The following is a 21,347-nucleotide window of genomic DNA, read 5'->3' as shown; positions in this document are numbered from 1 at the left end:
ATGAAAAAAAACATTTTCGCCTCAATAATAGTAGCATTTGCTACTTGTTTTTCGACTTTTGCTCAAGAAACAAAAACAGAAGAAAAACCAAGAGAACAGGGTCATTATAATACCAATAAGTTCCGACAAATGTACGACATTATGGCAACGCCAAATATGTTTCGTACGGCTTCAGGAGCGCCAGGACCAGCTTATTATCAGCAAAAAGCGGATTACAAAATGAATTTGGAATTAGATGATAAAAATTCCAAATTATACGGTGTTGAGACTATTACATATCACAACAATTCTCCAGAAAATTTAGAATATTTATGGGTGCAATTGGAACAAAATATCGAACGTCCAGATTCTAAAACACCTTTGGTAGAATCTCAAAACATCGACAAAGCAATAACTGCTGATCGTTTTGTAAAAAAATACATGGACAAACCTTTTGATGGCGGATTCAATATTGAATATTTGAAAGATGCTAAGGGAAAAGACATGAGTTATACCATCAACCAAACCATGATGCGTATCAATTTGAAGCAACCTTTGAAAAGTGGTGAAAAAATTACTTTTTCTATCAAATGGTGGTACAATATTGTGAACTATCAAGAAGGCGCAAATAACGGTCGTTCTGGTTACGAATTGTTTGAAGATGGAAACAAATTATTCGTTATTGCGCAGTTTTTTCCAAGAATGGCAGTTTATAATGATGTAGAAGGTTGGCAAAATATGCAATTCTGGGGAAGAGGCGAATTTGCTTTACCTTTCGGTGATTATGAAGTAAATATTACCGTTCCAGCTGATCACGTTATGGAAGCTACTGGTGTTTTACAAAACAGAAAAGAAGTTTTTACTGCGGAACAAATCAAACGTTGGGAATTAGCAGAAAGAACTTTCGATAACCCAGTGGTAATCGTAACGCAACAAGAAGCAGAAAAAGCAGAAAAAAGTTTCTCTAACCAAAAAAGAACTTGGAAATTCAAAGCGCAAAATGTTCGTGATTTCGGTTTTGCAACTTCAAGAAAATTTATTTTAGATGCCATGGCAGTCCAATTGGAAACGGCAAAACCAATGGCAATTTCATTATATCCGAAAGAAGGAAATCCACTTTGGGGGGAATATTCAACGAGAGCTGTTGCACATACTTTAAAAAGCTATTCGCATTACACATTTGATTATCCGTATCCAAAAGCAGTTTCTATTTCTGCTGAAGACCAAGGAATGGAATACCCAATGATTTGCTGGAACTACGGAAGACCAGACAAAGACGGAAAATATTCGGATAGAATCAAATACGGAATGTTAGGTGTAATTATTCACGAAGTAGGTCATAACTATTTCCCAATGATTGTAAATTCTGATGAAAGACAATGGAGTTGGATGGATGAAGGATTGAATACCTTCTTAGAATTTTTAACAGAACAAACGTTCGATCCTAATTTCCCAGCCAATAGAGGTCCAGCCAAAAATATTGTGCCTTATATGAAAGGTAACCAACAGTTTTTAGAGCCAATTATGTCGAATTCTGAAAACATTTACCAATTTGGCGCTAATGCTTACGGCAAACCAGCAACCGGATTGAATATTTTACGTGAAACGATTATGGGACATGAATTATTTGATCACGCATTCAAAACCTATGCTAATCGTTGGAAATTCAAACATCCAACACCAGAAGATTTTTTCAGAACAATGGAAGATGCTTCGGCAATGGATTTGGATTGGTTTTGGCGAGGTTGGTTCTACTCAACAGATTATACGGATATTGGTGTGAAAGATGTAAAGCAGTATTTTATTACCGAAAATCCATCAGCTGAAGTGAAAGAAATGTTCAACCGTAGAGGAAGAAAAATCGCTGATGCACAACCAATGATGTATTTGGTAACTGAAGGAACGGAAGATTTCAAACAAGAACTAGCCAAACCATTTGATTATAGCTCAGTAAAAATTGTTTCCGATTATGTAGATGCAAATTTCACGGCAGCAGAAAAAGCACAATTAAAAACGCCAAAATATTTCTACGAAGTAGAATTTGAAAAACCAGGTGGATTAATTATGCCAATTATAGCTGAATTGCATTTTGAAGATGGAACTACAGAATTACATAAGTTCCCAGCGCAAATTTGGAGAAGAAATAATGATACCGCAAAACGTGTTTTCGCAACGGAAAAGAAAATGGTAAAAATTCAAGTGGATCCAAAATTAGAAACTGCCGATATTGATACCACAAACAATGTTTGGCCAAGAGCAACTCAAGATAAATCAAAGTTTGACGAACTTGATAAAAAATAATTTTAACAAAGAAGGCACTTTTTTTTAAGTGTCTTTTTTGTTTTTAGCGGTTAAAAATTTGGTAACTTTGCTTCAAAATTAGAAAACAACTATGTTTGGAATTGGATTTTCAGAATTTTTCTTCGTCATATTAGCAGTATTGATGCTTTTTGGTTCCAAAGAGATTCCGCAAATTGCGCGATTTCTAGGAAAAACTATGGCGCAATTAAAACATGCTACCAATGATTTAAAAAGCGAAATTCAAAAAAGCGCAACTGATAACGGAATGGATATGAATTCCTTAACAGGCGGTATTTCAGAAGAAATTAATAAAGCCAAAGAAGGCATTACCAAAATGGTTAACCCAATGGATTCGATCACATCTTCGATTCAAAATCCTGTGGAACAAGTAAAAGAAGATATCGAAAATTTAACGGGACCAATAAAAAGACAATTGTAATTTTGGAAGAATTAATTAGCTTAGATAAAGAACTTTTTCTATTCCTAAACGGATTAGGCTCTGAAGCGTATGATGAATTTTGGAAAATAATAACCAAACAACTCAATTGGGCGCCATTTATCTTAGCTGTTTTTTACTTGATACAACGAAAAATTGGTTGGAAAAATTTTGGAATTGTAATCTTGTTTTTGGCTGTTTTAATTGCTTTCACAGACCAAATTACCAATTTATTCAAATATTCCTTCGAAAGATTACGACCTTGCAACGATACTGATGTAAACGGAATAGCTAGAATTGTAATTCATAGAGATTCCTTTAGTTTCTTTTCTGGTCACGCTTCAAATTCTATGGCGACTACAACTTTCATTTTTCTGTTATTAAGAAAACATTATAAGTTTGCTTTTTTACTTTTCTTATTCCCCTTGATTTTCGCTTTCAGCCGCATTTATCTAGGCTTGCATTTTCCAGGCGATATTTTGACTGGTTATTTGTTTGGAGCTACTTTTGGATTTGGATTTTATAAATTGTATACTTTTTTTGTTAAAAAATACAATTGGCAAACTGAGACTGTAAACTGAGACTGCCAACTATAAAACCCTAGTAACAGTCAAACCATCACGAATAGGCAACAAAACGGTTTCTACTCTTGCATCGTCATTGATTAATTTGTTGTATTCAACTAAAACTTGGGTACTTGTATCTTTTTCACTAATAGGTTCTAAAACTTTGCCGCTCCACAAAACGTTATCAGATAAAATAATCCCGCCTTTATTCATTAAAGGAACAATTAGATGAAAGTAATTGATGTAGTTTTCTTTGTCGGCATCAATAAAAACCAAATCGAATTTCTTGTTTAGTTTTGGTATAATTTCCAATGCATCGCCTAAATGCGAGAAGATTTGGTCTTTCCAAGGTGAAGCTTCAAAATATTTATTTTGGATACTAACCAATTCTTCGTTGATGTCAATGGTGTCTAAAGTGCCGTTTTCTTGCATTCCTTCTGCTAAACATAAAGCAGCATAACCTGTATACGTTCCAATTTCCAAAATATGTTTCGGACGAATAATTTTGGATAACATACTCAAAACTCTTCCTTGAAAATGCCCGCTAAGCATTCTCGGTTGCATGATTTTTTGGTAAGTTTCTTTGTTTAATTTAGTCAATAATTCTGGTTCAGCTTGCGAATGATTGGCTACGTAATCTTCTAAATCTTCTGAGATGAAATGCATGTTATAAACTTTTTATTGGATGTTGGAATGTATTAAAAACTCTAACAATATAGATCTCATTTTCAATGGAGTGATAGAGAATTTTGTAATTTCTGATAATTATTCTTCGGCAATCTTTTCGGTATTCATCAACTTGAAATTGTTCTAGAAAAGAAATTGTTTTTGGTGCTTTGTAGATTTCGTCAATAATTTTGTTCGCAGTTTCTAAAGAGAACTTTTCAGAAAGATAATAATGAATATTTGAAATATCTTCGAATGATTTTGAAGTCCAAATTATTTTAAAAGGCATTTACTTTTTTTTCAATTGTTTAATTTTTTCTAACATTTCTTCATTGGAAAGAACATTTCCTTTTTTAATGTCTTCAAAACCTTCTTCAACTTTTAGATTATATTCTTCAATGTTTAGAGCATATCCTTTTGAATCAAAAGCAACTGTTTCTTTTGAATATTCATTTAAAACCGAATCCACAATGCGAAGTACACGTTCATCAGCGTTTTCGAGTTTTAATTTGATTAATTCTTTTAATTCAGGAATTCCCATAACATCATTATTTATTACAAAAATACAAAAAGAATTCATCCAAATTTCTAATTCCTAAATTCTAATTTCTAAATTCCTTACTTTTGCACCATGCAAACCGAGAAAAAAGACATACGAGCATTAACGAAAGAACAACTACGCAATTTTTTTGTTACCAATGGCGATAAAGCGTTTCGTGGCAATCAGGTTTACGAATGGTTGTGGCAAAAACGAGCGTATTCGTTTGAAGACATGACTAGTATTTCAAAAGAAACGCGCGCTATGTTGGAAGCCAATTTCGTAATTAACCACATCAAGGTTGATACGATGCAGCGTAGTGAAGATGGAACCGTTAAAAATGCCGTTCGTTTACATGACGATTTAATTGTAGAATCGGTTTTAATTCCAACAGAAACTCGAACTACGGCTTGTGTTTCATCGCAAGTAGGTTGTAGTTTAGATTGTAATTTTTGTGCTACTGCGCGCTTAAAACGCATGCGAAATTTGGAACCTGGAGAAATCTACGACCAAGTAGCGGCAATAGATAACGAAAGTCGTTTGTATTTTGACCGACCGCTTTCAAATATTGTTTTCATGGGAATGGGTGAGCCTTTGATGAATTATCCCAATGTAATGAAAGCAATTGATATGATTACATCTTCGGAAGGATTGGGTATGTCGCCAAAACGAATCACAGTTTCAACTTCGGGAATTCCAAAAATGATTAAGAAAATGGCAGATGATGAGGTGAAATTCAAATTAGCAGTTTCGTTGCATTCAGCGGTTGAAGAAATTCGTAATGAAATTATGCCATTCACTAAAAACTTTCCATTAACAGATTTGCGTGAAAGTTTAGAATATTGGTACAGAAAAACAAAAAGTAAAGTTACTTACGAATATGTAGTTTGGAAAGGAATCAACGACGATAAAAAATCGATTGATGCATTGGTGAAATTCTGTAAATATGTGCCATGCAAAGTAAACCTTATCGAATATAACCCTATTGATGATGGTATGTTTCAACAAGCATCTGAAGAGGCAACTAATGCTTACATTACCGCTTTGGCAAAAAATAACATTGTAGCAAAAGTGAGAAGAAGTCGCGGTAAAGATATCGATGCGGCTTGCGGACAATTAGCGAATAAATCTTAAATTTTTGCCTTTAGCAATTGTTTTCGTACTTTTGTTATCCAAATGAAAATAACCGAACAAATAAAGCTACCCATAGCATCTGAAATGGAACTTTTTGAAGAAAAGTTTCGCGATTCCATGTCTTCCAAAGTGGCTTTATTAAACAGAATTACCCATTATATTGTAAACCGAAAAGGAAAACAAATGCGACCGATGTTTGTTTTCTTAACTGCAAAAATGGTTTCGGGTGGTTCCATTAACGAGCGAACGTATCGTGGTGCTTCGGTTATTGAATTGATTCACACGGCAACTTTGGTTCATGATGATGTGGTAGATGATAGCAACAAACGTCGCGGATTCTTCTCAATAAATGCACTTTGGAAAAATAAAATTGCGGTTTTAGTGGGTGATTATTTGTTATCTAAAGGTTTGTTACTTTCCATTGATAATAATGATTTTGACTTATTGAAAATCATATCAGTTGCCGTTCGCGAAATGAGTGAAGGCGAATTGCTTCAGATTGAAAAAGCTCGCAGATTAGATATAACCGAAGACGTTTACTACGAAATTATTAGACAAAAAACGGCAACTTTAATTGCAGCTTGTTGTTCGCTTGGCGCTTGTTCGGTTGCTCCAGATGATAAAGAATTGGTTGAAAAAATGCGCAAATTCGGAGAACTTATCGGAATGGCGTTCCAAATCAAAGACGATTTATTCGATTACACCGATGAAGCTATTGGTAAACCCACAGGAATTGATATCAAAGAGCAAAAAATGACATTACCTTTGATTTACGCTTTGAATAATTGTTTGCCTAAAGAAAAAAGTTGGGTCATCAACTCGGTGAAAAATCATAACAAAGACAAAAAGCGCGTAAAAGAAGTTATTCAATTTGTAAAAGACAAAAATGGTTTAAATTATGCTGAAGAAAAAATGGTTCAATTTCAGCAAGAAGCCTTACAATTAATTAGCGACTTCCCAACTTCTCCCTACAAAGACTCTCTTGTTTTAATGGTAAATTACGTTATTGAAAGAAAAAAATAATTACAAATAAATTCCAATAAATAAATCCCAAATCCCAAAGAATAATTAACGGTATTTGATATTCAAATCGAAATATGTTGGAATTTGGAATTTTTATTTTTGAAATTTTGTAAAATGATACAACCATTTTAAACTCATTCTCGTCTATATAATTAGAAGCAATAATTCAACAACAAGAGCAAGAAAAAAAATCAATTTCAAATAGTGTAAATTTGAGTTTGATATTGAACTTGACATTGAACTTGAAAAATGAAAGTTATCCAGTTACATCAAGAAGAAAAGCAACTCATCCTATTGGCAGTCGAAAACAATCGACAAGCCCAACAGCAGATTTATGCCAAATTTTCTTCCAAAATGTTAAGTGTGTGTCGTCAATACATCAAAGACATTCACCACGCAGAAGATGTAATGATTACCGGATTTATGAAAGTATTTACCAATCTGAAAAAATTCGAGCACAAAGGCAGTTTTGAAGGTTGGATTCGCCGAATTATGATTTATGAATGTATCGATTTTCTTCGGGTGAAAAAGAATAATTTTAATCACCAAGATATTGAAGATGTCACGATAAGTGAGAATGAATCGGTTTATGAAATGGAAGATTTTTCGGTAGACGATATCCAAAACATGATTGACAATTTGCCAGACGGTTATAAAATGGTGTTTAATTTATACGCAATAGAAGGTTATAAACATCAAGAGATAGCCGAAATGCTCCAAATAAGTGAAGGAACATCAAAGTCGCAATTGTCAAACGCTCGAAAATTATTGCAACAACAAATTGTTGAATTAAAAAAGAAACTCAATGGCACCAAATAAAATAGATAATCAAATCAAAGAAAAGTTGAATGCTAGAGAAATTCAGCCATCAGCTCCAGCTTGGGATCGATTAGACGCGATGCTTACAGTTGCGGAAGCTAAACAACCTAAACGTAATTTTACTTGGTTGTACATTGCAGCAGCGTTTTTATTGTTTTCTGGTTTAGGCTTTTTTCTTCTTAATTCCAATGAATCCGTTGCAATTGAAAATGTAATTCCCGTAGTTAATAATGAAATTACTAATGAGAAAATAGAGGGAAATCAATTACCAACAGAAATAAAATTTAATAGTAGTGAGGAAACGGTTTTGGTTGAGAACAATAAATTAAAGAATGAAGGCATCAAAATAAATGATGAAAATCAAGTTGACTTAAAAAATCAAGTGATTATTGATCACCCATCACCCATCACCCATCACCCATCGCCCAACAACTATAAATACCTTTCACCAGAAGAACTTTTAGCACAAATTGAGCAGCCTAGTAAAGTAGATACTAATAAAATTAAAATAAATCCAGCAACGAAGATTAAAGTTGATGCCAATGAGCTTTTAACCAAAGTGGAACAAGAAGTACATCAAAAACACAAAGAATCTACTATCGATAAATTACGAAGAAACTTCAATGAAGTAAAATCGGCAGTTGCCAACAGAAATTACGAGTAAATAATCAAATAATAATCATTTTAAATTTTATAATCATGCAAAAAATTATTTTGTACACTCTTGTTATTGCCTTAAGTTTTCTAAGTAAAGTAACTGCACAAAACAAAAAGAAAGCAGAAACTTTTGAGAAAAAAGTAGAATCAATTTCTAATAAAATGGATTTTCTACTATTTAGAGAAAAAACAGAACTAAAACTTAAAGTAGATTCATTAGAAAATGCTTTTAGTAACCAAAAAATTTCAGCTAATGAATTAAAGGATGCCAAATTAGCAGCAGCAGAAAAATCTGCAAATCGCATTGAAGAAGGAATGGATAAATACAAAAAAGAACTTGATGATTTGCTGCAGTCTAAACTAGATAATGAAAGCAAAAACATCACTTATAAAATAGACACAATCAACGGGAAAAAAGTTCTTGTTTATTTTAAAAAGGGTGAAGGTGGCCATACAGTAACTCTTGGTGGCGGTACTAACGATTCCATTGGAACACAAACCGAATATAATATAAGCTCTTTAAAAATATTTAAAGGAGAAAAAGACAAAATTGAGCGTAAATCAAAACGAACTACTTCTCAATTTGTGTTTGCAACAGGTTTAAACAATGTAATTACGGAAGGAGAAAGTTTGTCGGATTCAGATTTTAGAGTTTGGGGTTCACATTTCTACGAATGGGGATTTACTTACAATTCAAGAATTTTCAAAAACAACAATTTATTGCATGCTAAGTACGGACTTTCCTTAATGTATAACAATTTACGTCCAACCGAAAATCGTTATTTTGTTAGAAATGGGGAGCAAACCGAATTGGTAACTGGAGGTGTAAATTTTGACGAATCGCGTTTTAGAAATGTGTTTTTGGTGGCACCACTGCATTTAGAATTTGATTTTTCTCCAAAGAAAACCTCAAAAGATGGAGAAAGAACCTATTTCAAAACGCATGAATCCGTTCGTTTGGGAATTGGAGGTTATGCAGGTGTTCGCATCAAGTCAAAACAAATTTTAAAATATGAAATAGACGATTTAGATATCAAAGAAAGACAAAAAGGCGATTTCAATGTAAATGATTTTACTTACGGATTAAGCGCATACATTGGTTATAAAGCTACAAGTTTGTATCTGAAATACGATTTAAATCCAATGTTCCAAAACAATGCGGTTGATCAAAACAACATTTCATTAGGCGTTCGCTTCGATTTTAATTAAGTTTAGGGTTAGTATTTTATTTATGAGAAGGCACTTCAGTAATGAGGTGCTTTTTTCTTTCCTGCAAGGTTTCCAAAACCTTGTAGCTATATTATTCAAAAACTTTGTAACTTTGAATCCAATTTCAGAAAATCTGAACATCCGAAGTCCAAAAAATAAATGATTTCCAAATCCACCATAGAAAACGTGTTTGAAACCGCTCGAGTAGAGGAGGTGATTGGCGATTTCGTGAATTTAAAACGTGCAGGAAGTAATTTAAAAGGATTGAGTCCATTTGTGGATGAAAAATCGCCTTCGTTTATGGTTTCTCCGGTAAAGCAAATTTGGAAGGATTTCTCATCAGGAAAAGGCGGAAATGTAGTGACTTTCCTTATGGAACACGAACATTTTACGTATCCGGAAGCTATCAAATATTTGGCAAAAAAATACAATATTGAAATTGAGGAAACCATTCAAACTAATGAAGATTTAGCGGTTGCCAATGAAAAGGAAAGCATGTATTTGGTTTCCGAATTCGCTCAGAAATATTTTCATCACACTTTGTTAGAAACAGAAGAAGGAAAGGCAATTGGACTAACTTATTTCAAAGAACGCGGTTTTACTTCAGAAACTATAAAGAAGTTCGGATTGGGCTATTCTACCGATTCTTGGGATGCGTTTACCAAAGAAGCACTCGGGAAAGGCTATAAATTAGAATTTTTAGACAAAACAGGATTAACGATTGTTAAGGAAGAAGAAGGAAAAACGTTTGACCGTTTTAAAGGTCGCGTGATGTTTCCAATTCACAGCATGAGCGGCCGTGTTTTAGGTTTTGGTGGCCGAATTCTAACCAATGACAAAAAAGCGGCAAAATACGTGAATTCACCAGAAAGTGATATTTACCACAAAAGTAAAGTGCTTTATGGAATTTTTCATGCCAAACAAGCCATCGCCAAACAAGATAATTGTTATTTGGTAGAAGGTTATACGGATGTCATTCAGTTCAATCAAGCAGGAATTGAAAATGTAGTGGCTTCTTCTGGAACAGCTTTAACGCCAGACCAAATCCGTTTAGTAAGTCGTTTGACAAGAAATATTACCGTTTTATTTGATGGTGATGCAGCCGGACTTCGAGCGTCTATTCGAGGAATCGATTTGATTTTGGAAGCAGGAATGAACGTAAAAGTTTGTGCGTTTCCTGATGGTGAAGATCCAGATAGTTTTGCTAAAAAAACGCCATACAATGAATTAGTGAGTTTCTTGGAAGAAAATGCCAAAGATTTTATCCAATTCAAAGCCTCGCTTTTGGTAAAAGAAGCCAATAATGATCCCATCAAAAAAGCAGAACTAATTCGCGATATGGTGAACTCTATTGGTAAAATTCCAGATAGAATCAAACGTGAAGTTTACATTCAAGAATGTTCTAGAATTATGGATATTTCGGAAGAAGTGTTGTTTAATACTTTGGCACAAATTGATAAAAAAGAACTTACCGAAGCGAATAAAAAGTTCAAAGAAGAACAAAAAGCTTTTGATGTTATTAAAAATGATTTGCCTAACCAAGCTTCCTCTTTGCTTTCGTCAGTAGAAATTGCAACGCTTTTAGAAAGGAAAATTATTGAATTGGTAATTCTTTATGGAAATAGAGTAATTGAATTCGATGAACAATATCTAAAAATAAACGATGACGGAAATGAAGCAATTGTTACAGAAAAACGACAACTGAAAGTTTTTGAAAAGGTTTATTTGAGTTTACAAGAAGATGAAATTGAATTTTCAAATCCGCTATTTCGAAATTTAATTACCCAAATTTTAGAATTGTATTTGCAAGAAGGAAATTTTGAAAAAAACGAATTTTTGAACCAATTGGAAGCCGATGCCGAACAAATAGTTATCGATATTCTAATGAATGAAGACAAATATAAATTGGATGGATGGGAAGAAAAAAAGCAAGTTTTTGTAAAAGCAAAAGATAGCGATGAAGTCTTGAAAACCTTGATATCAGAAACCCTAATTTCGTACCGAGAATATTTAATTCAAAACTTGACCAAAGAATTACTAGCCGATTTTATGACACAAAAAAAATCGCTTACAATGGAAGAGCTAATGCAAATTGTAAACGATTATAATGCGTTAAAAGTGAAAATCAGTTCAAGTATTGGGAGAGTAAGAACCGATTATTTTAAATAATATCTAAACTTTTTGCTTTGTTTAGTAAATCTACTAAGTTAGTTACATTCAATTTTGCCAGTAAACGCAATTTATAAGTGCTAATTGTTTTTTCGTCTAAGCCTAAAATTTCAGCAACTTCTTTGTTTTTCTTTCCGTCGTTTAAATAACGTAAAACTTCTACTTCTCGAGTAGATAATTTTTTGAATAAGCGGTCTGCTTTTTTGCCTTTACTTAGTAATTCAATAGCTTTTTTGACATCTTCGCTAATTACAGTTTGACCTTGAGCAACTTTCGAAATTACACTTTCCAATTCTTTTAATGTAGCAGTTTTCATTACATAAGAAGAAACACCAGCTTTTACAGCAGTTGGCGCATACATTTTTTCAGATACAGCAGTGAATAGGATAATTTTAGAATCACTAAAATCTTTAACTAATCCTTTGATATCTCTAATGCTTGAAATTCCTAGTAAATCCAAATCTAAAACAACAATATCGATAGTCTTATCTTGTAAAAGATTTACTAAGTTTTCTAGGTTAGTAGCAGAAGCAACTACATCTATATGAGTGTTTGTCTCAAAATAAGATTTAATTCCCTGGATTACCACCGGATGATTATCAGCAACACATATTTTGATCATGACTTTAAAAATTTTTGGTTAAAATTTATAACTACTTCAAAGTTAATGAAAAAAAGGTAATTTCTTGTTAATTATTTTTAATTTATTTTAATTTTCTTTCAAATTTTTAGGAATTATACAAACTGGAATAGGATGCATCTTGTGTTGGTTGATTGTGTTGAGTCTTTTGTAGATTTGAAAAACAGTTGCGTCTCTATCAGAAAAATCAGAAATAGATTTGCCTAAATTGTCTTGAGCCATTGCCCATTCCAATTCATCATAAGTAGCACCAATTTGATCTTCATCACTTCTGTCGTCTTCAAATTCAGCATCGGTAAATAAACCGTCAGTTGGTTTAGCAATTAAAATGCTATTTGGAACATCTAAAAATGCAGCTAATTGCCTTACTTCGCTCTTTAGTAAATCAGCAATCGGACTTAAATCTACACCGCCATCGCCGTATTTGGTAAAAAAACCTACTCCAAAATCTTCAATTTTATTACCTGTTCCCGCCACTAATAAACCATGAATTCCTGCAAAATAATACAAAGTAGTCATGCGTAATCGTGCTCTAGTATTGGCTAATGACAACTGCAATGCGGCTTCGTTTTCTGAACTCGGAACTTGCAATTTGAAGCTTTCAAAAACAGGAGTTAAATCCGCTCTTTCGTTCCAAACATTTGGGAATCGTTTTTTTAACTGGTCAATATGTTCATTGGCTCTGTTTGCATGGCTTTTGGCTTGATGAATCGGTATTTCTATGCATAAGGTTGGTAAACCTGTTTGGGCACATAATGTCGAGGTTAAGGCGCTGTCAATTCCACCAGAAATTCCTATTACAAAACCTTTTACTTTTGCTTTAGTTGCGTAGTCTAAAAGCCATGAAACAATATGTTGGTTAATTTGCTCGGCTTGAAAATGATTGGATTTTGTCATTTTTATGAAAATTAAATGTACTTAAACTGTATATTTGTCGTTTATAAATTTGGACTAAAAATTCGCATAAAATTACTAAAAAATCACTTATGAAGAAGGTTTTCATTGTATTGCTTTTAATTGGATTGGTTTCTTGTAAAAAAGAAAGTAAAATTGAACGAGAAATCGAGAAAATTCCAGTAGTTTTTAAAGTAGAACGTTTTGATAAAATTTTTTATGAATCGCAGCCAAGTGATTTAAAACAGATTCAAAGTCAATATCCGTTCTTTTTTCCAGAAGGAAATGAAGATACAGTTTGGACAAACAAATTATCAAATCCATTGCTTCGTGAATTGTACAACGAAGTGCAATTTAGATATGGAAATCTTACATCTTTGGAAGAGGATTTGACATCATTTTTTGGTCATGTCCAATATTATTTTCCAAAATATAAAACACCTCGAGTAATCACGTTAATTAGTGAAGTTGATTTGGATGCCAAAGCAATTTATGCCGATTCTATTGCCCTAATCGCTTTAGATTGTTATCTAGGTAGTGAACACAGATTTTATGCTGATTTCCCTAAATTCAAACGAATTAATTTTGATGAAAATCAAATTTTACCTGATTTGGTAACGAGTTTTTCATATGGGAAAATTACGCCACCAATGGATAAAAATTTACTGTCAATTATGATTTATCAAGGAAAAGAGTTGTATCTAAAAGATAAATTAATTCCAAATTTTACTGACGCAGCCAAAATTGCTTACACCGAAGAACAAATGGCTTGGTGTAAAGAAAACGAAGAGCAAATGTGGCGTTACTTCATAGAAAATAATTTGTTGTATGAAGCCAATGTGAAAAACGAGCATAGATTTATAAACGATGCACCCTTTTCAAAGTTCTATTTAGAAATTGATAATGAATCACCAGGAAGAGTTGGACAGTGGTTGGGTTGGCAAATCGTAAGAAGTTATATGGAAAACAACGATACTTCATTAACCGACATGCTAGCAATGGATGCAAAAACACTTTTCGAAAGATCAAAATACAAACCAAAGAAATAATGGCAACAAAAACATCAGAAATTAAATTCATAGTTGAATTAGACGAAAATAGAATTCCAGAAAAATTAAGTTGGACAGCTCAAGACGGCGGAGTAGACGCTGAAGAAGCAAAAGCCATGCTAATGTCGGTTTGGGATGCGAATGCAAAAGAAACGCTTCGTATTGATTTGTGGACAAAAGATATGCCAGTAGATGAAATGAAGCAATTTTTTCATCAAACTTTAGTAGCTATGGCGGATACCTTTCAACGCGCTACTGACGATGAGAAAATGGCTGATACGATGCGTGATTTTTGTGCTTATTTTGCTGAAAAAATGGAGTTGCAATAGGTTTTATACAAAACCTTCATTTTTAAACATTTGTTGGTTCACATCATCAATAAAAGCTAAAACTTCTTCTCTTCCAGTAGATTCGGTAGATGAAGTTACGAAGTATTGTGGAAATTCAGCCCAATCACCAGCTAACAATTGCTTTTTGTAAGCCGCTATGTTTTTTTGTGCTTGTACTTTCCCAATTTTATCTGCTTTAGTGAAAATGATGCAAAAAGGAACTTCTGTTTCGCCTAAATAATTGATGAATTCAATATCGATTTTTTGTGCTTCCAAACGAATGTCAATCAATACAAATGCGCAAACTAATTGTTCTCTTTTTTCAAAATAATCAGTAATGAATTGTTGAAATACTTCTTTAGTTTTTTTGGAAACTCGTGCATAACCATAACCAGGTAAATCTACTAAAAACCAATTGCTGTTAATCTTAAAATGATTGATTAATTGCGTTTTTCCCGGTTTTCCTGATGTTTTTGCCAAATTTTTATGGTTCGTCAGCATGTTAATTAATGAGGATTTCCCAACATTAGAACGACCAATAAATGCGTATTCTGGTAAAGGTTCTTTCGGACATTTACTAACTTCAGAATTGCTAATAATAAATTCGGCGGTATTAATTTTCATCTTGTATCAAAATAAAATTCCCCAAAAGGGGAATAGTTATATTTTATTCTTTTGTAACCAATCAAACAAAACACGGTTAAATTCATCTGGATGTTCCATCATCGCAGCATGACCGCATTTGTCAATCCAAAATAGTTCAGAATTAGGTAATAATTTGTCAAATTCCTCAGCTACTTCTGGCGGTGTAACTTTATCGTTTTTTCCCCAAATAATGCAAGTTGGCGTTGTCATTTTTGGTAAATCTTTCGCCATATTATGACGAATAGCACTTTTGGCAATAGTTAATGTTTTAATTAATTTAATTCTATCATTTACAGTAGCAAAAACTTCATCAACAATTTCTTTCGTAGCTATTTCTGGATTGTAAAATACATCTTCACTTTTCTTTTTGATGTATTCGTAATCGCCACGTTTTGGATAACTTTCGCCCATGCCACTTTCGTATAAGCCTGAACTTCCAGTAATAACCAATCCTTTAACTAATTCAGGATACATTTTTGTAAAATACAAAGCAATATGTCCGCCCAAAGAATTTCCAACCAAAATCACTTGATCAAAACCTTTAGATACAATAAAATCTTTTACGTATTTAGAAAATGCTTTTACGTTGGTTTTTAAGATGTTTTGCGTATAAAGTGGTAATTCTGGTATAACAACTTTATAACCTTTCGTAGGAAAAAAATCAGCCAAACTACCAAAATTACTCAAACCACCCATTAATCCATGTAAAACGATGATAGGCGTGCCTTCACCTGCTTCAAAATAAGTATATTTTTTCTCTCTTTTTAACATATAGATTATCCCAAATTAATATTCAGAAATTTCCACAAATATAGCATTTTATCACTTAATTAAAAGCAAAATTACTTTTCTTGTATTCTTGTGGGGTTTGTTGAGGTGTAAAAGACTAGTTTTCAACAATTTTATTTTCATTTAAAAGGAAACTTAAACATTTCTTAATGTGTTTGTATTGAATTTTTAATCTCGAAAGATTCTTGTTTTCTTAGGTTTTCTGCTTTCTAGGAGTGGTTTTTCTCTAACTATTTGATTGTTAAAGTGTAAAAACTTATTAACAAAGTGGTATTTTGTGGTAAAAAGTGGTAATATTTTTTTAATTTTGTCATAAATCAAATCCAAAACGAATTGAACACCATCATTGGAACATACGAATGCAAAGTTGACGCTAAAGGAAGAGTAATGCTTCCAGTAGGGTTGAAAAAGCAATTGGGTAATCTGGAGGATGGCTTTGTGTTGAAACGTGCTGTTTTTCAGCCATGTTTGGAATTATATCCAATGACCGAATGGAACAAAATGATGGCTAAAATCAATAAGCTAAATCGTTTTGTGAAGAAGAATAACGACTTCATTCGAAGATTTACTGCTGGAGTGAAATTGGTAGAAATCGATGCAACAGGTCGTTTGTTAATACCAAAGGATTTGGTTGGTTTTGCTTCAATTGATAAAGATATTGTGCTTTCTTCAGCAGTGAATATCGTGGAAATTTGGGATAAAACCTTGTATGAAAATGCAATCGAAAATGCAACAGATGATTTTGCTGATTTGGCAGAAGAAGTAATGGGAAATTTAATTGACGACGAAGATGGAATATCATAACCCAGTTTTACTAAAAGAAACGGTGGACGGTTTGAATATAAAACCTGATGGAATTTATGTGGATGTAACTTTTGGCGGCGGCGGACATTCGAGAGAAATCATCTCGCGCTTAGGTGAAAATGGTAGATTAATTGCTTTTGATCAAGATGAAGATGCATTACGAAATGCTATTCAAGACGATAGATTCTTATTAATCAACGAGAATTTCAGAAATATAAAAAGGTTCTTACGCTTTCATGGCATTAAACAAGTAGACGGAATTTTAGCTGATTTAGGCGTTTCTTCCCATCAATTTGATGTTGCAGAACGCGGTTTTTCCACTCGTTTTGAGGCGGAATTGGATATGCGAATGAACCAAAAAGATGAATTGAGTGCATATCATGTTATCAATGAATACGAAGAGCAAGATATCAAGCGTGTTTTGATGAGTTATGGCGAATTGAAAAACGGTGGAGCTATGGCAAACGTAATTGTAAATGCTCGAAGAGATGCTAAAATTAAAAACTCGGAGCAACTAAAAGCGGTTTTGTCTAAGTTTTTGCCAGCGCATAAAAGCAATAAAATTTTAGCCCAAATTTATCAAGCCATCCGAATTGAAGTAAACCAAGAAATGGAAGCATTGAAAGAATTTTTAGAGCAATCGCTAGAAATTTTAGCACCAAAAGGAAGATTGAGTGTGATTTCGTATCATTCACTAGAAGATAGATTGGTAAAACGATTCATGAGAAACGGGATGTTTGAAGGCGAACCAGAACGCGATTTCTTTGGAAATTTTGAAGTTCCATTCCAAATTATCGAAAAATTAATAGTGCCAACAGCGCAAGAAATTGCAATAAACAACCGTGCCAGAAGTGCGAAATTAAGAGTAGCAGAAAAGAAATAAAAGGAATGAAAAACGGAGTTTACAGTTTGCTTAAAGCAAAGTTTTTAGTAAGCGATGACGCTTTAAAGAATTGGAAATTTATTGTATTTCTGATTGTTTTAGCCATGATTGCTATTGCTAACAACCATCGCTACGATGCTAAAAACTACCGAATTACAGAACTGACTAATCAAGTAAAAGAATTACGTTCGGAGTTTGTGGATAGACGCTCTGAATTGATGAAATTAAAAATGGAATCAACGGTGGCAAAAAAAATGGAGCAAAGAGAAATTTATCCAGCGAATACACCGCCAACAAAAATTATAGTAAAGTCAAACGAAACCGATAAAAAATCATTTTTAGACAAAATCAAAATATGGCAGTAGCAGATAAAAAAGTCTCTTACAGAATGTATTTAGTAGCTTTCACATTTTTTGTGATAGCTATCTTGGTTTTGGTTAAACTTAACAATATTCAATGGGTTGAAGGGGAATACTACCGCAAATTAGCTCAAGAAAGAACGGTAAAGAACTTCACTATTCCAGCAAATAAAGGGAATGTGTATTCTGCAGATGGAAGTTTATTAGCAACGTCAATTCCAGAATATACGATTCGTTTTGATGCTTTGTCACCTTCGCAAGAAAACTTTTCAGAATTGCTAAAACCTCTTAGTGACTCATTGGCTGTTATGTTTGGAAAAACACCAGGTTTCTATCAAGCGGAATTGCAGAAAGCAAGAAATAATAAAAATCGTTACTATTTGGTTGCCAAAAAATTGAGCTATACCGATTACATGCGAATAAAAAGCTTTCCATTATTCAATAAAGGACCATACAAAGGAGGAATTATCATTGAGCAAAAGACCGTTCGCGAACATCCTATTGGTTTGGTTGCTCAAAGAACTGTTGGTTATGAGCGTTCTGATAGCGATGGTAAAGGTTTGGAATATGCTTTTCGCGAATATATTAACGGCAAGAACGGCCATCGTATGATGCAAAAAATTGCCAAAAATCAATGGAAACCTATCAATGATAACAACGAATTAGAACCACAAGACGGTTACGATATCATTTCAACTATTGATGTTTATATACAAGATATTGCACACCATGCTTTGTTGAAACAACTAGAAATTTACGAAGCAGATCACGGCTGTGTAATTGTAATGGAAACCAAAACCGGACAAATCAAAGCTATTTCAAATTTAGGAAGAGCTTCAGATGGTTCGTATTATGAAACTCAAAACTATGCTGTTGCAGAATCGCACGAGCCAGGTTCAACATTCAAATTGTTTGACTTAATTGCTTTATTAGATGATAAAAAAGTAGATACGAGTAAAGTGTATGATACTAATGGCGGCGTAATTGAATACTACGGAAGAAAAGTACGTGATTCCAAAAAAGGCGGTTACGGGAAAATTTCGCTTGCCAAAGGTTTTGAAGTTTCATCCAACACCGTTTTGGTAAAAGCTGTAACCGATAGCTATGGAAGCAATCCAAAACAATTTGTTGATAGAATTAATAGCTACGGATTAAATAAACCATTAGGGATTCAGCTTTTGGGCGAAGGAAAACCAATTGTGCCACAACCAGGAGCTAAAGATTGGTACGGAACTACTTTGCCATGGATGGCTTTTGGGTACAATATTTCCTTAACGCCATTGCAAACGTTGACTTTATATAATGCAGTTGCCAATGATGGTGTAATGGTGAAACCGTATTTCGTGAAAGAAATTAAAGAATGGAACAACACCATTAAAAAATATGATACGGAAGTGATTCATCCAAAAATTGCCTCTGATGAAGCTTTAGTGCAAGTTAGAGCCATTTTAGAGAATGTAGTAAAACGCGGAACAGGCTCAAAATTGTATTCCAAAGATTTCTCAATGGCTGGAAAAACAGGAACGGCTCAAGTAAATTATAAAGACAAATCGCAGTTGCATTATGCTTCATCTTTTGCAGGATATTTTCCAGCGAAAGAACCCAAATATTCTTGTTTTGTTGTGGTACATAAACCAAAAGTGTCAACTGGATATTACGGTGCTGATGTAGCTGGACCAGTTTTCAAAAGAATTGCTCAAAAAATTTATACCGATTCTCCTCCAACAAACCATGTGAAAAATATTGAATCGAAAGTGGTAACGGTAGAAAAAAGTTATGCAGATTACTACAAAAAGACACAAAATACAACCGATTTTATTCCAAATGTAAAAGGAATGGAAGGAATGGATGCCATAGCACTTTTAGAGAATTTAGGATTGAAAGTGAAAGTGGTTGGTATTGGAAAAGTAAAAGCACAATCTATAAATGCTGGAGAAATTATCCAAAAAAACCAAGTAATAACCTTGCAATTATCATGAAAGTATTAAAAGATATATTGTACAAAGTAGCTATCGATGCCGTAAAAGGGCCAACCGATATTGCTGTGAATAAAATAGAATTCGACTCCAGAAAAATTGAGTTGAATGACGTTTTTGTAGCAATTAAAGGTTCGCTTTCAGATGGGCATGCTTTTATTGATAAAGCATTGGAATTAGGTGCTTCAGCAATTATATGTGAAACTTTTCCTGAAAGAATTGTAAACGGGGTAACGTATATTCAAGTAAAATCTTCCAATGAAGCCTTAGCGTTTTTAAGTGCTAATTTTTACGAAAATCCATCACAAAAACTACGTTTAGTTGGTGTAACCGGAACCAATGGTAAAACTACTATTGCTTCGTTATTATACCAATTATTCAAAAATGTAGGATATAAAGTTGGTTTGCTATCAACCGTTAAAATTTTGGTAGATGAAACCGAACATAAAGCTACACATACAACACCAGATTCATTAACTATCAATCATTTTTTGAATGAAATGGTAGAAACAGGTTGCGAATTTTGTTTCATGGAAGTGAGTTCGCACGGTGTGCATCAAAAAAGAACGGAAGCTTTGCATTTTGAAGGTGGCATTTTTACCAATTTATCGCACGACCATTTGGATTACCATAACACATTTGCGGAATATCGCGATGTAAAAAAATCATTTTTTGATCATTTACCAAAATCGGCTTTTGCCATTGTGAATGTGGATGATAAAAACGGAGCGGTTATGGTGCAAAATACCAAAGCCAAAAAAGTGACTTATGCGCTAAAATCATACGCCGATTATCGTGCTCAAATTTTAGAGAACCAATTCACAGGTTTGTTATTAAAAGTCAATAACCATGAATTGTGGACTAAGTTAATTGGTTCCTTCAATGCTTATAATTTGTTGGCGATTTTCGCTACAGCAATTGAATTGGGATTGGAAGAACAAGAAGCTTTGCGTTTGGTTTCTGCTTTAGAAAGTGTTTCCGGAAGATTTCAATATATCGTTTCTGAAAGCAAGATTACAGCTATTGTGGATTATGCACACACGCCAGATGCATTGGAAAATGTATTAAAAACCATTGAAAACATCCGAACTAGAAACGAACAATTAATCACAATTGTAGGTTGCGGTGGCGATAGAGATAAAACGAAGCGACCCATTATGGCAAAAATTGCTTCGGAATTAAGCGACAAAGTCATTTTTACATCGGATAATCCAAGAACGGAAAATCCTGAAACGATAATAGAAGAAATGGAAAAAGGAGTTGAGCCTCAAAATTTCAAGAAAACACTTTCCATTATCGATAGAAAACAAGCTATAAAAACGGCTTGTCAATTGGCAAATTCGGGCGATATCATTTTAATCGCTGGAAAAGGACATGAAACGTATCAAGAAATTAACGGCGTTCGTCATGATTTTGATGATATGAAGATTGTAAAAGAAATTCTCGAACAATTAAACAAATAACCACAAAAACGATTCACTT

Annotated in this window: 23 protein-coding genes; 16 read left to right on the top strand and 7 right to left on the bottom strand. The window is 33.5% G+C overall.

The genetic code is table 11. The annotated features are described in order from the left end of the window. The 3 genes from DPN68_RS02420 (at position 1) to DPN68_RS02410 (ending at position 3,297) form a co-directional block, all read left to right on the top strand. Positions 1 to 2,280 (top strand): M1 family metallopeptidase, encoded by a 2,280-nt coding sequence (locus tag DPN68_RS02420; RefSeq protein ID WP_113988003.1) that lies wholly within the window; start codon positions 1 to 3, stop codon positions 2,278 to 2,280. A gap of 91 nt (positions 2,281 to 2,371) precedes the next feature. Further along, positions 2,372 to 2,719: a Sec-independent protein translocase subunit TatA/TatB gene (locus tag DPN68_RS02415; protein ID WP_113988002.1), complete on the top strand. Its 348-nt coding sequence runs from the start codon at positions 2,372 to 2,374 to the stop codon at positions 2,717 to 2,719. Beyond that, complete coding sequence (locus DPN68_RS02410) at positions 2,719 to 3,297, top strand: phosphatase PAP2 family protein (protein ID WP_113988001.1); 579 nt, start codon at positions 2,719 to 2,721, stop codon at positions 3,295 to 3,297. The genes DPN68_RS02415 and DPN68_RS02410 overlap by 1 nt, the downstream gene beginning before the upstream one ends. A 9-nt stretch (positions 3,298 to 3,306) precedes the next feature. Here DPN68_RS02410 and DPN68_RS02405 read toward each other — a convergent pair whose 3' ends face one another. Genes DPN68_RS02405 through DPN68_RS02395 form a run of 3 tightly spaced genes read right to left on the bottom strand, consistent with a single transcriptional unit; the run spans position 3,307 to position 4,528 of the window. Further along, on the bottom strand, positions 3,307 to 3,948 hold the full coding sequence (locus tag DPN68_RS02405; protein ID WP_113988000.1) for an O-methyltransferase: 642 nt from the start codon (positions 3,946 to 3,948) through the stop codon (positions 3,307 to 3,309). Between the two features lies 1 nt (position 3,949). Continuing rightward, positions 3,950 to 4,237 carry a type II toxin-antitoxin system RelE/ParE family toxin gene (locus tag DPN68_RS02400; RefSeq protein WP_113987999.1) on the bottom strand — a complete coding sequence of 96 codons (288 nt, stop codon included), beginning with the start codon at positions 4,235 to 4,237 and terminating at the stop codon, positions 3,950 to 3,952. Beyond that, positions 4,238 to 4,528, bottom strand: a complete 291-nt coding sequence (locus tag DPN68_RS02395; protein ID WP_157958490.1) for a hypothetical protein — start codon at positions 4,526 to 4,528, stop codon at positions 4,238 to 4,240. Between the two features lie 51 nt (positions 4,529 to 4,579). On the opposite strand from DPN68_RS02395, the gene rlmN reads away from it, so the two are divergent. The 6 genes from rlmN to dnaG all read left to right on the top strand — a co-directional run bounded on the left by rlmN (position 4,580) and on the right by dnaG (position 11,497). Next, positions 4,580 to 5,620, top strand: a complete 1,041-nt coding sequence (rlmN, locus tag DPN68_RS02390) for a 23S rRNA (adenine(2503)-C(2))-methyltransferase RlmN (protein ID WP_113987997.1) — start codon at positions 4,580 to 4,582, stop codon at positions 5,618 to 5,620. A 42-nt stretch (positions 5,621 to 5,662) separates the two neighbouring features. Next, positions 5,663 to 6,643 carry a polyprenyl synthetase family protein gene (locus tag DPN68_RS02385; RefSeq protein ID WP_113987996.1) on the top strand — a complete coding sequence of 327 codons (981 nt, stop codon included), beginning with the start codon at positions 5,663 to 5,665 and terminating at the stop codon, positions 6,641 to 6,643. Between the two features lie 249 nt (positions 6,644 to 6,892). Beyond that, positions 6,893 to 7,462, top strand: a complete 570-nt coding sequence (locus DPN68_RS02380; protein ID WP_113987995.1) for an RNA polymerase sigma factor — start codon at positions 6,893 to 6,895, stop codon at positions 7,460 to 7,462. Further along, positions 7,449 to 8,126: a hypothetical protein gene (locus tag DPN68_RS02375; protein WP_113987994.1), complete on the top strand. Its 678-nt coding sequence runs from the start codon at positions 7,449 to 7,451 to the stop codon at positions 8,124 to 8,126. The genes DPN68_RS02380 and DPN68_RS02375 overlap by 14 nt, the downstream gene beginning before the upstream one ends. Positions 8,127 to 8,161: 35 nt before the next feature. Then, positions 8,162 to 9,328 (top strand): hypothetical protein, encoded by a 1,167-nt coding sequence (locus DPN68_RS02370; RefSeq protein WP_113987993.1) that lies wholly within the window; start codon positions 8,162 to 8,164, stop codon positions 9,326 to 9,328. 159 nt (positions 9,329 to 9,487) lie between these two features. Further along, positions 9,488 to 11,497, top strand: coding sequence for a DNA primase (gene dnaG, locus DPN68_RS02365; protein WP_113987992.1), 2,010 nt, complete (start codon positions 9,488 to 9,490; stop codon positions 11,495 to 11,497). On the opposite strand, the gene DPN68_RS02360 is transcribed toward dnaG, so the two are convergent. Together DPN68_RS02360 and nadE are read right to left on the bottom strand one after the other, a co-directional pair. Beyond that, the gene (locus DPN68_RS02360) at positions 11,490 to 12,119 is read right to left on the bottom strand and encodes a LuxR C-terminal-related transcriptional regulator (RefSeq protein WP_113987991.1); all 630 of its coding nucleotides are present in this window, start codon (positions 12,117 to 12,119) and stop codon (positions 11,490 to 11,492) included. The genes dnaG and DPN68_RS02360 overlap by 8 nt on opposite strands. An 87-nt stretch (positions 12,120 to 12,206) precedes the next feature. Beyond that, positions 12,207 to 13,034 (bottom strand): NAD(+) synthase, encoded by an 828-nt coding sequence (gene nadE / locus DPN68_RS02355; protein ID WP_113987990.1) that lies wholly within the window; start codon positions 13,032 to 13,034, stop codon positions 12,207 to 12,209. An 89-nt stretch (positions 13,035 to 13,123) separates the two neighbouring features. On the opposite strand from nadE, the gene gldB reads away from it, so the two are divergent. Then, positions 13,124 to 14,080 (top strand): gliding motility lipoprotein GldB, encoded by a 957-nt coding sequence (gldB, locus tag DPN68_RS02350; RefSeq protein ID WP_113987989.1) that lies wholly within the window; start codon positions 13,124 to 13,126, stop codon positions 14,078 to 14,080. Further along, entirely contained in the window at positions 14,080 to 14,409 is a 330-nt protein-coding gene (gene gldC, locus DPN68_RS02345) for a gliding motility protein GldC (protein WP_113987988.1), read from the top strand. Before gldB ends, gldC begins: the two co-directional genes overlap by 1 nt. A 3-nt stretch (positions 14,410 to 14,412) precedes the next feature. Here gldC and yihA read toward each other — a convergent pair whose 3' ends face one another. Together yihA and DPN68_RS02335 are read right to left on the bottom strand one after the other, a co-directional pair. Further along, positions 14,413 to 15,033, bottom strand: coding sequence for a ribosome biogenesis GTP-binding protein YihA/YsxC (gene yihA / locus DPN68_RS02340; protein ID WP_113987987.1), 621 nt, complete (start codon positions 15,031 to 15,033; stop codon positions 14,413 to 14,415). A 36-nt stretch (positions 15,034 to 15,069) separates the two neighbouring features. Next, on the bottom strand, positions 15,070 to 15,825 hold the full coding sequence (locus tag DPN68_RS02335) for an alpha/beta fold hydrolase (protein ID WP_162298389.1): 756 nt from the start codon (positions 15,823 to 15,825) through the stop codon (positions 15,070 to 15,072). Between the two features lie 351 nt (positions 15,826 to 16,176). Here DPN68_RS02335 and mraZ point away from each other — a divergent pair, with 351 nt between their 5' ends. The 5 genes from mraZ to DPN68_RS02310 are packed head-to-tail and all read left to right on the top strand — an operon-like array spanning position 16,177 to position 21,328. Continuing rightward, positions 16,177 to 16,647 (top strand): division/cell wall cluster transcriptional repressor MraZ, encoded by a 471-nt coding sequence (mraZ, locus tag DPN68_RS02330; RefSeq protein ID WP_113987985.1) that lies wholly within the window; start codon positions 16,177 to 16,179, stop codon positions 16,645 to 16,647. Next, positions 16,622 to 17,530 (top strand): 16S rRNA (cytosine(1402)-N(4))-methyltransferase RsmH, encoded by a 909-nt coding sequence (rsmH, locus tag DPN68_RS02325; RefSeq protein ID WP_193477824.1) that lies wholly within the window; start codon positions 16,622 to 16,624, stop codon positions 17,528 to 17,530. The genes mraZ and rsmH overlap by 26 nt, the downstream gene beginning before the upstream one ends. 5 nt (positions 17,531 to 17,535) lie before the next feature. Then, complete coding sequence (locus tag DPN68_RS02320; protein WP_113987983.1) at positions 17,536 to 17,895, top strand: FtsL-like putative cell division protein; 360 nt, start codon at positions 17,536 to 17,538, stop codon at positions 17,893 to 17,895. Then, positions 17,886 to 19,868, top strand: a complete 1,983-nt coding sequence (locus tag DPN68_RS02315; protein WP_113987982.1) for a penicillin-binding protein — start codon at positions 17,886 to 17,888, stop codon at positions 19,866 to 19,868. The genes DPN68_RS02320 and DPN68_RS02315 overlap by 10 nt, the downstream gene beginning before the upstream one ends. Then, positions 19,865 to 21,328: a UDP-N-acetylmuramoyl-L-alanyl-D-glutamate--2,6-diaminopimelate ligase gene (locus tag DPN68_RS02310; RefSeq protein WP_113987981.1), complete on the top strand. Its 1,464-nt coding sequence runs from the start codon at positions 19,865 to 19,867 to the stop codon at positions 21,326 to 21,328. The genes DPN68_RS02315 and DPN68_RS02310 overlap by 4 nt, the downstream gene beginning before the upstream one ends. Positions 21,329 to 21,347 lie beyond the last annotated feature (19 nt).

This window comes from Flavobacterium tibetense, assembly GCF_003293845.1.
In the GTDB taxonomy this organism is placed as follows: Bacteria; Bacteroidota; Bacteroidia; order Flavobacteriales; family Flavobacteriaceae; genus Flavobacterium; species Flavobacterium tibetense.
This window is presented reverse-complemented; position numbering and strand designations above follow the sequence as displayed.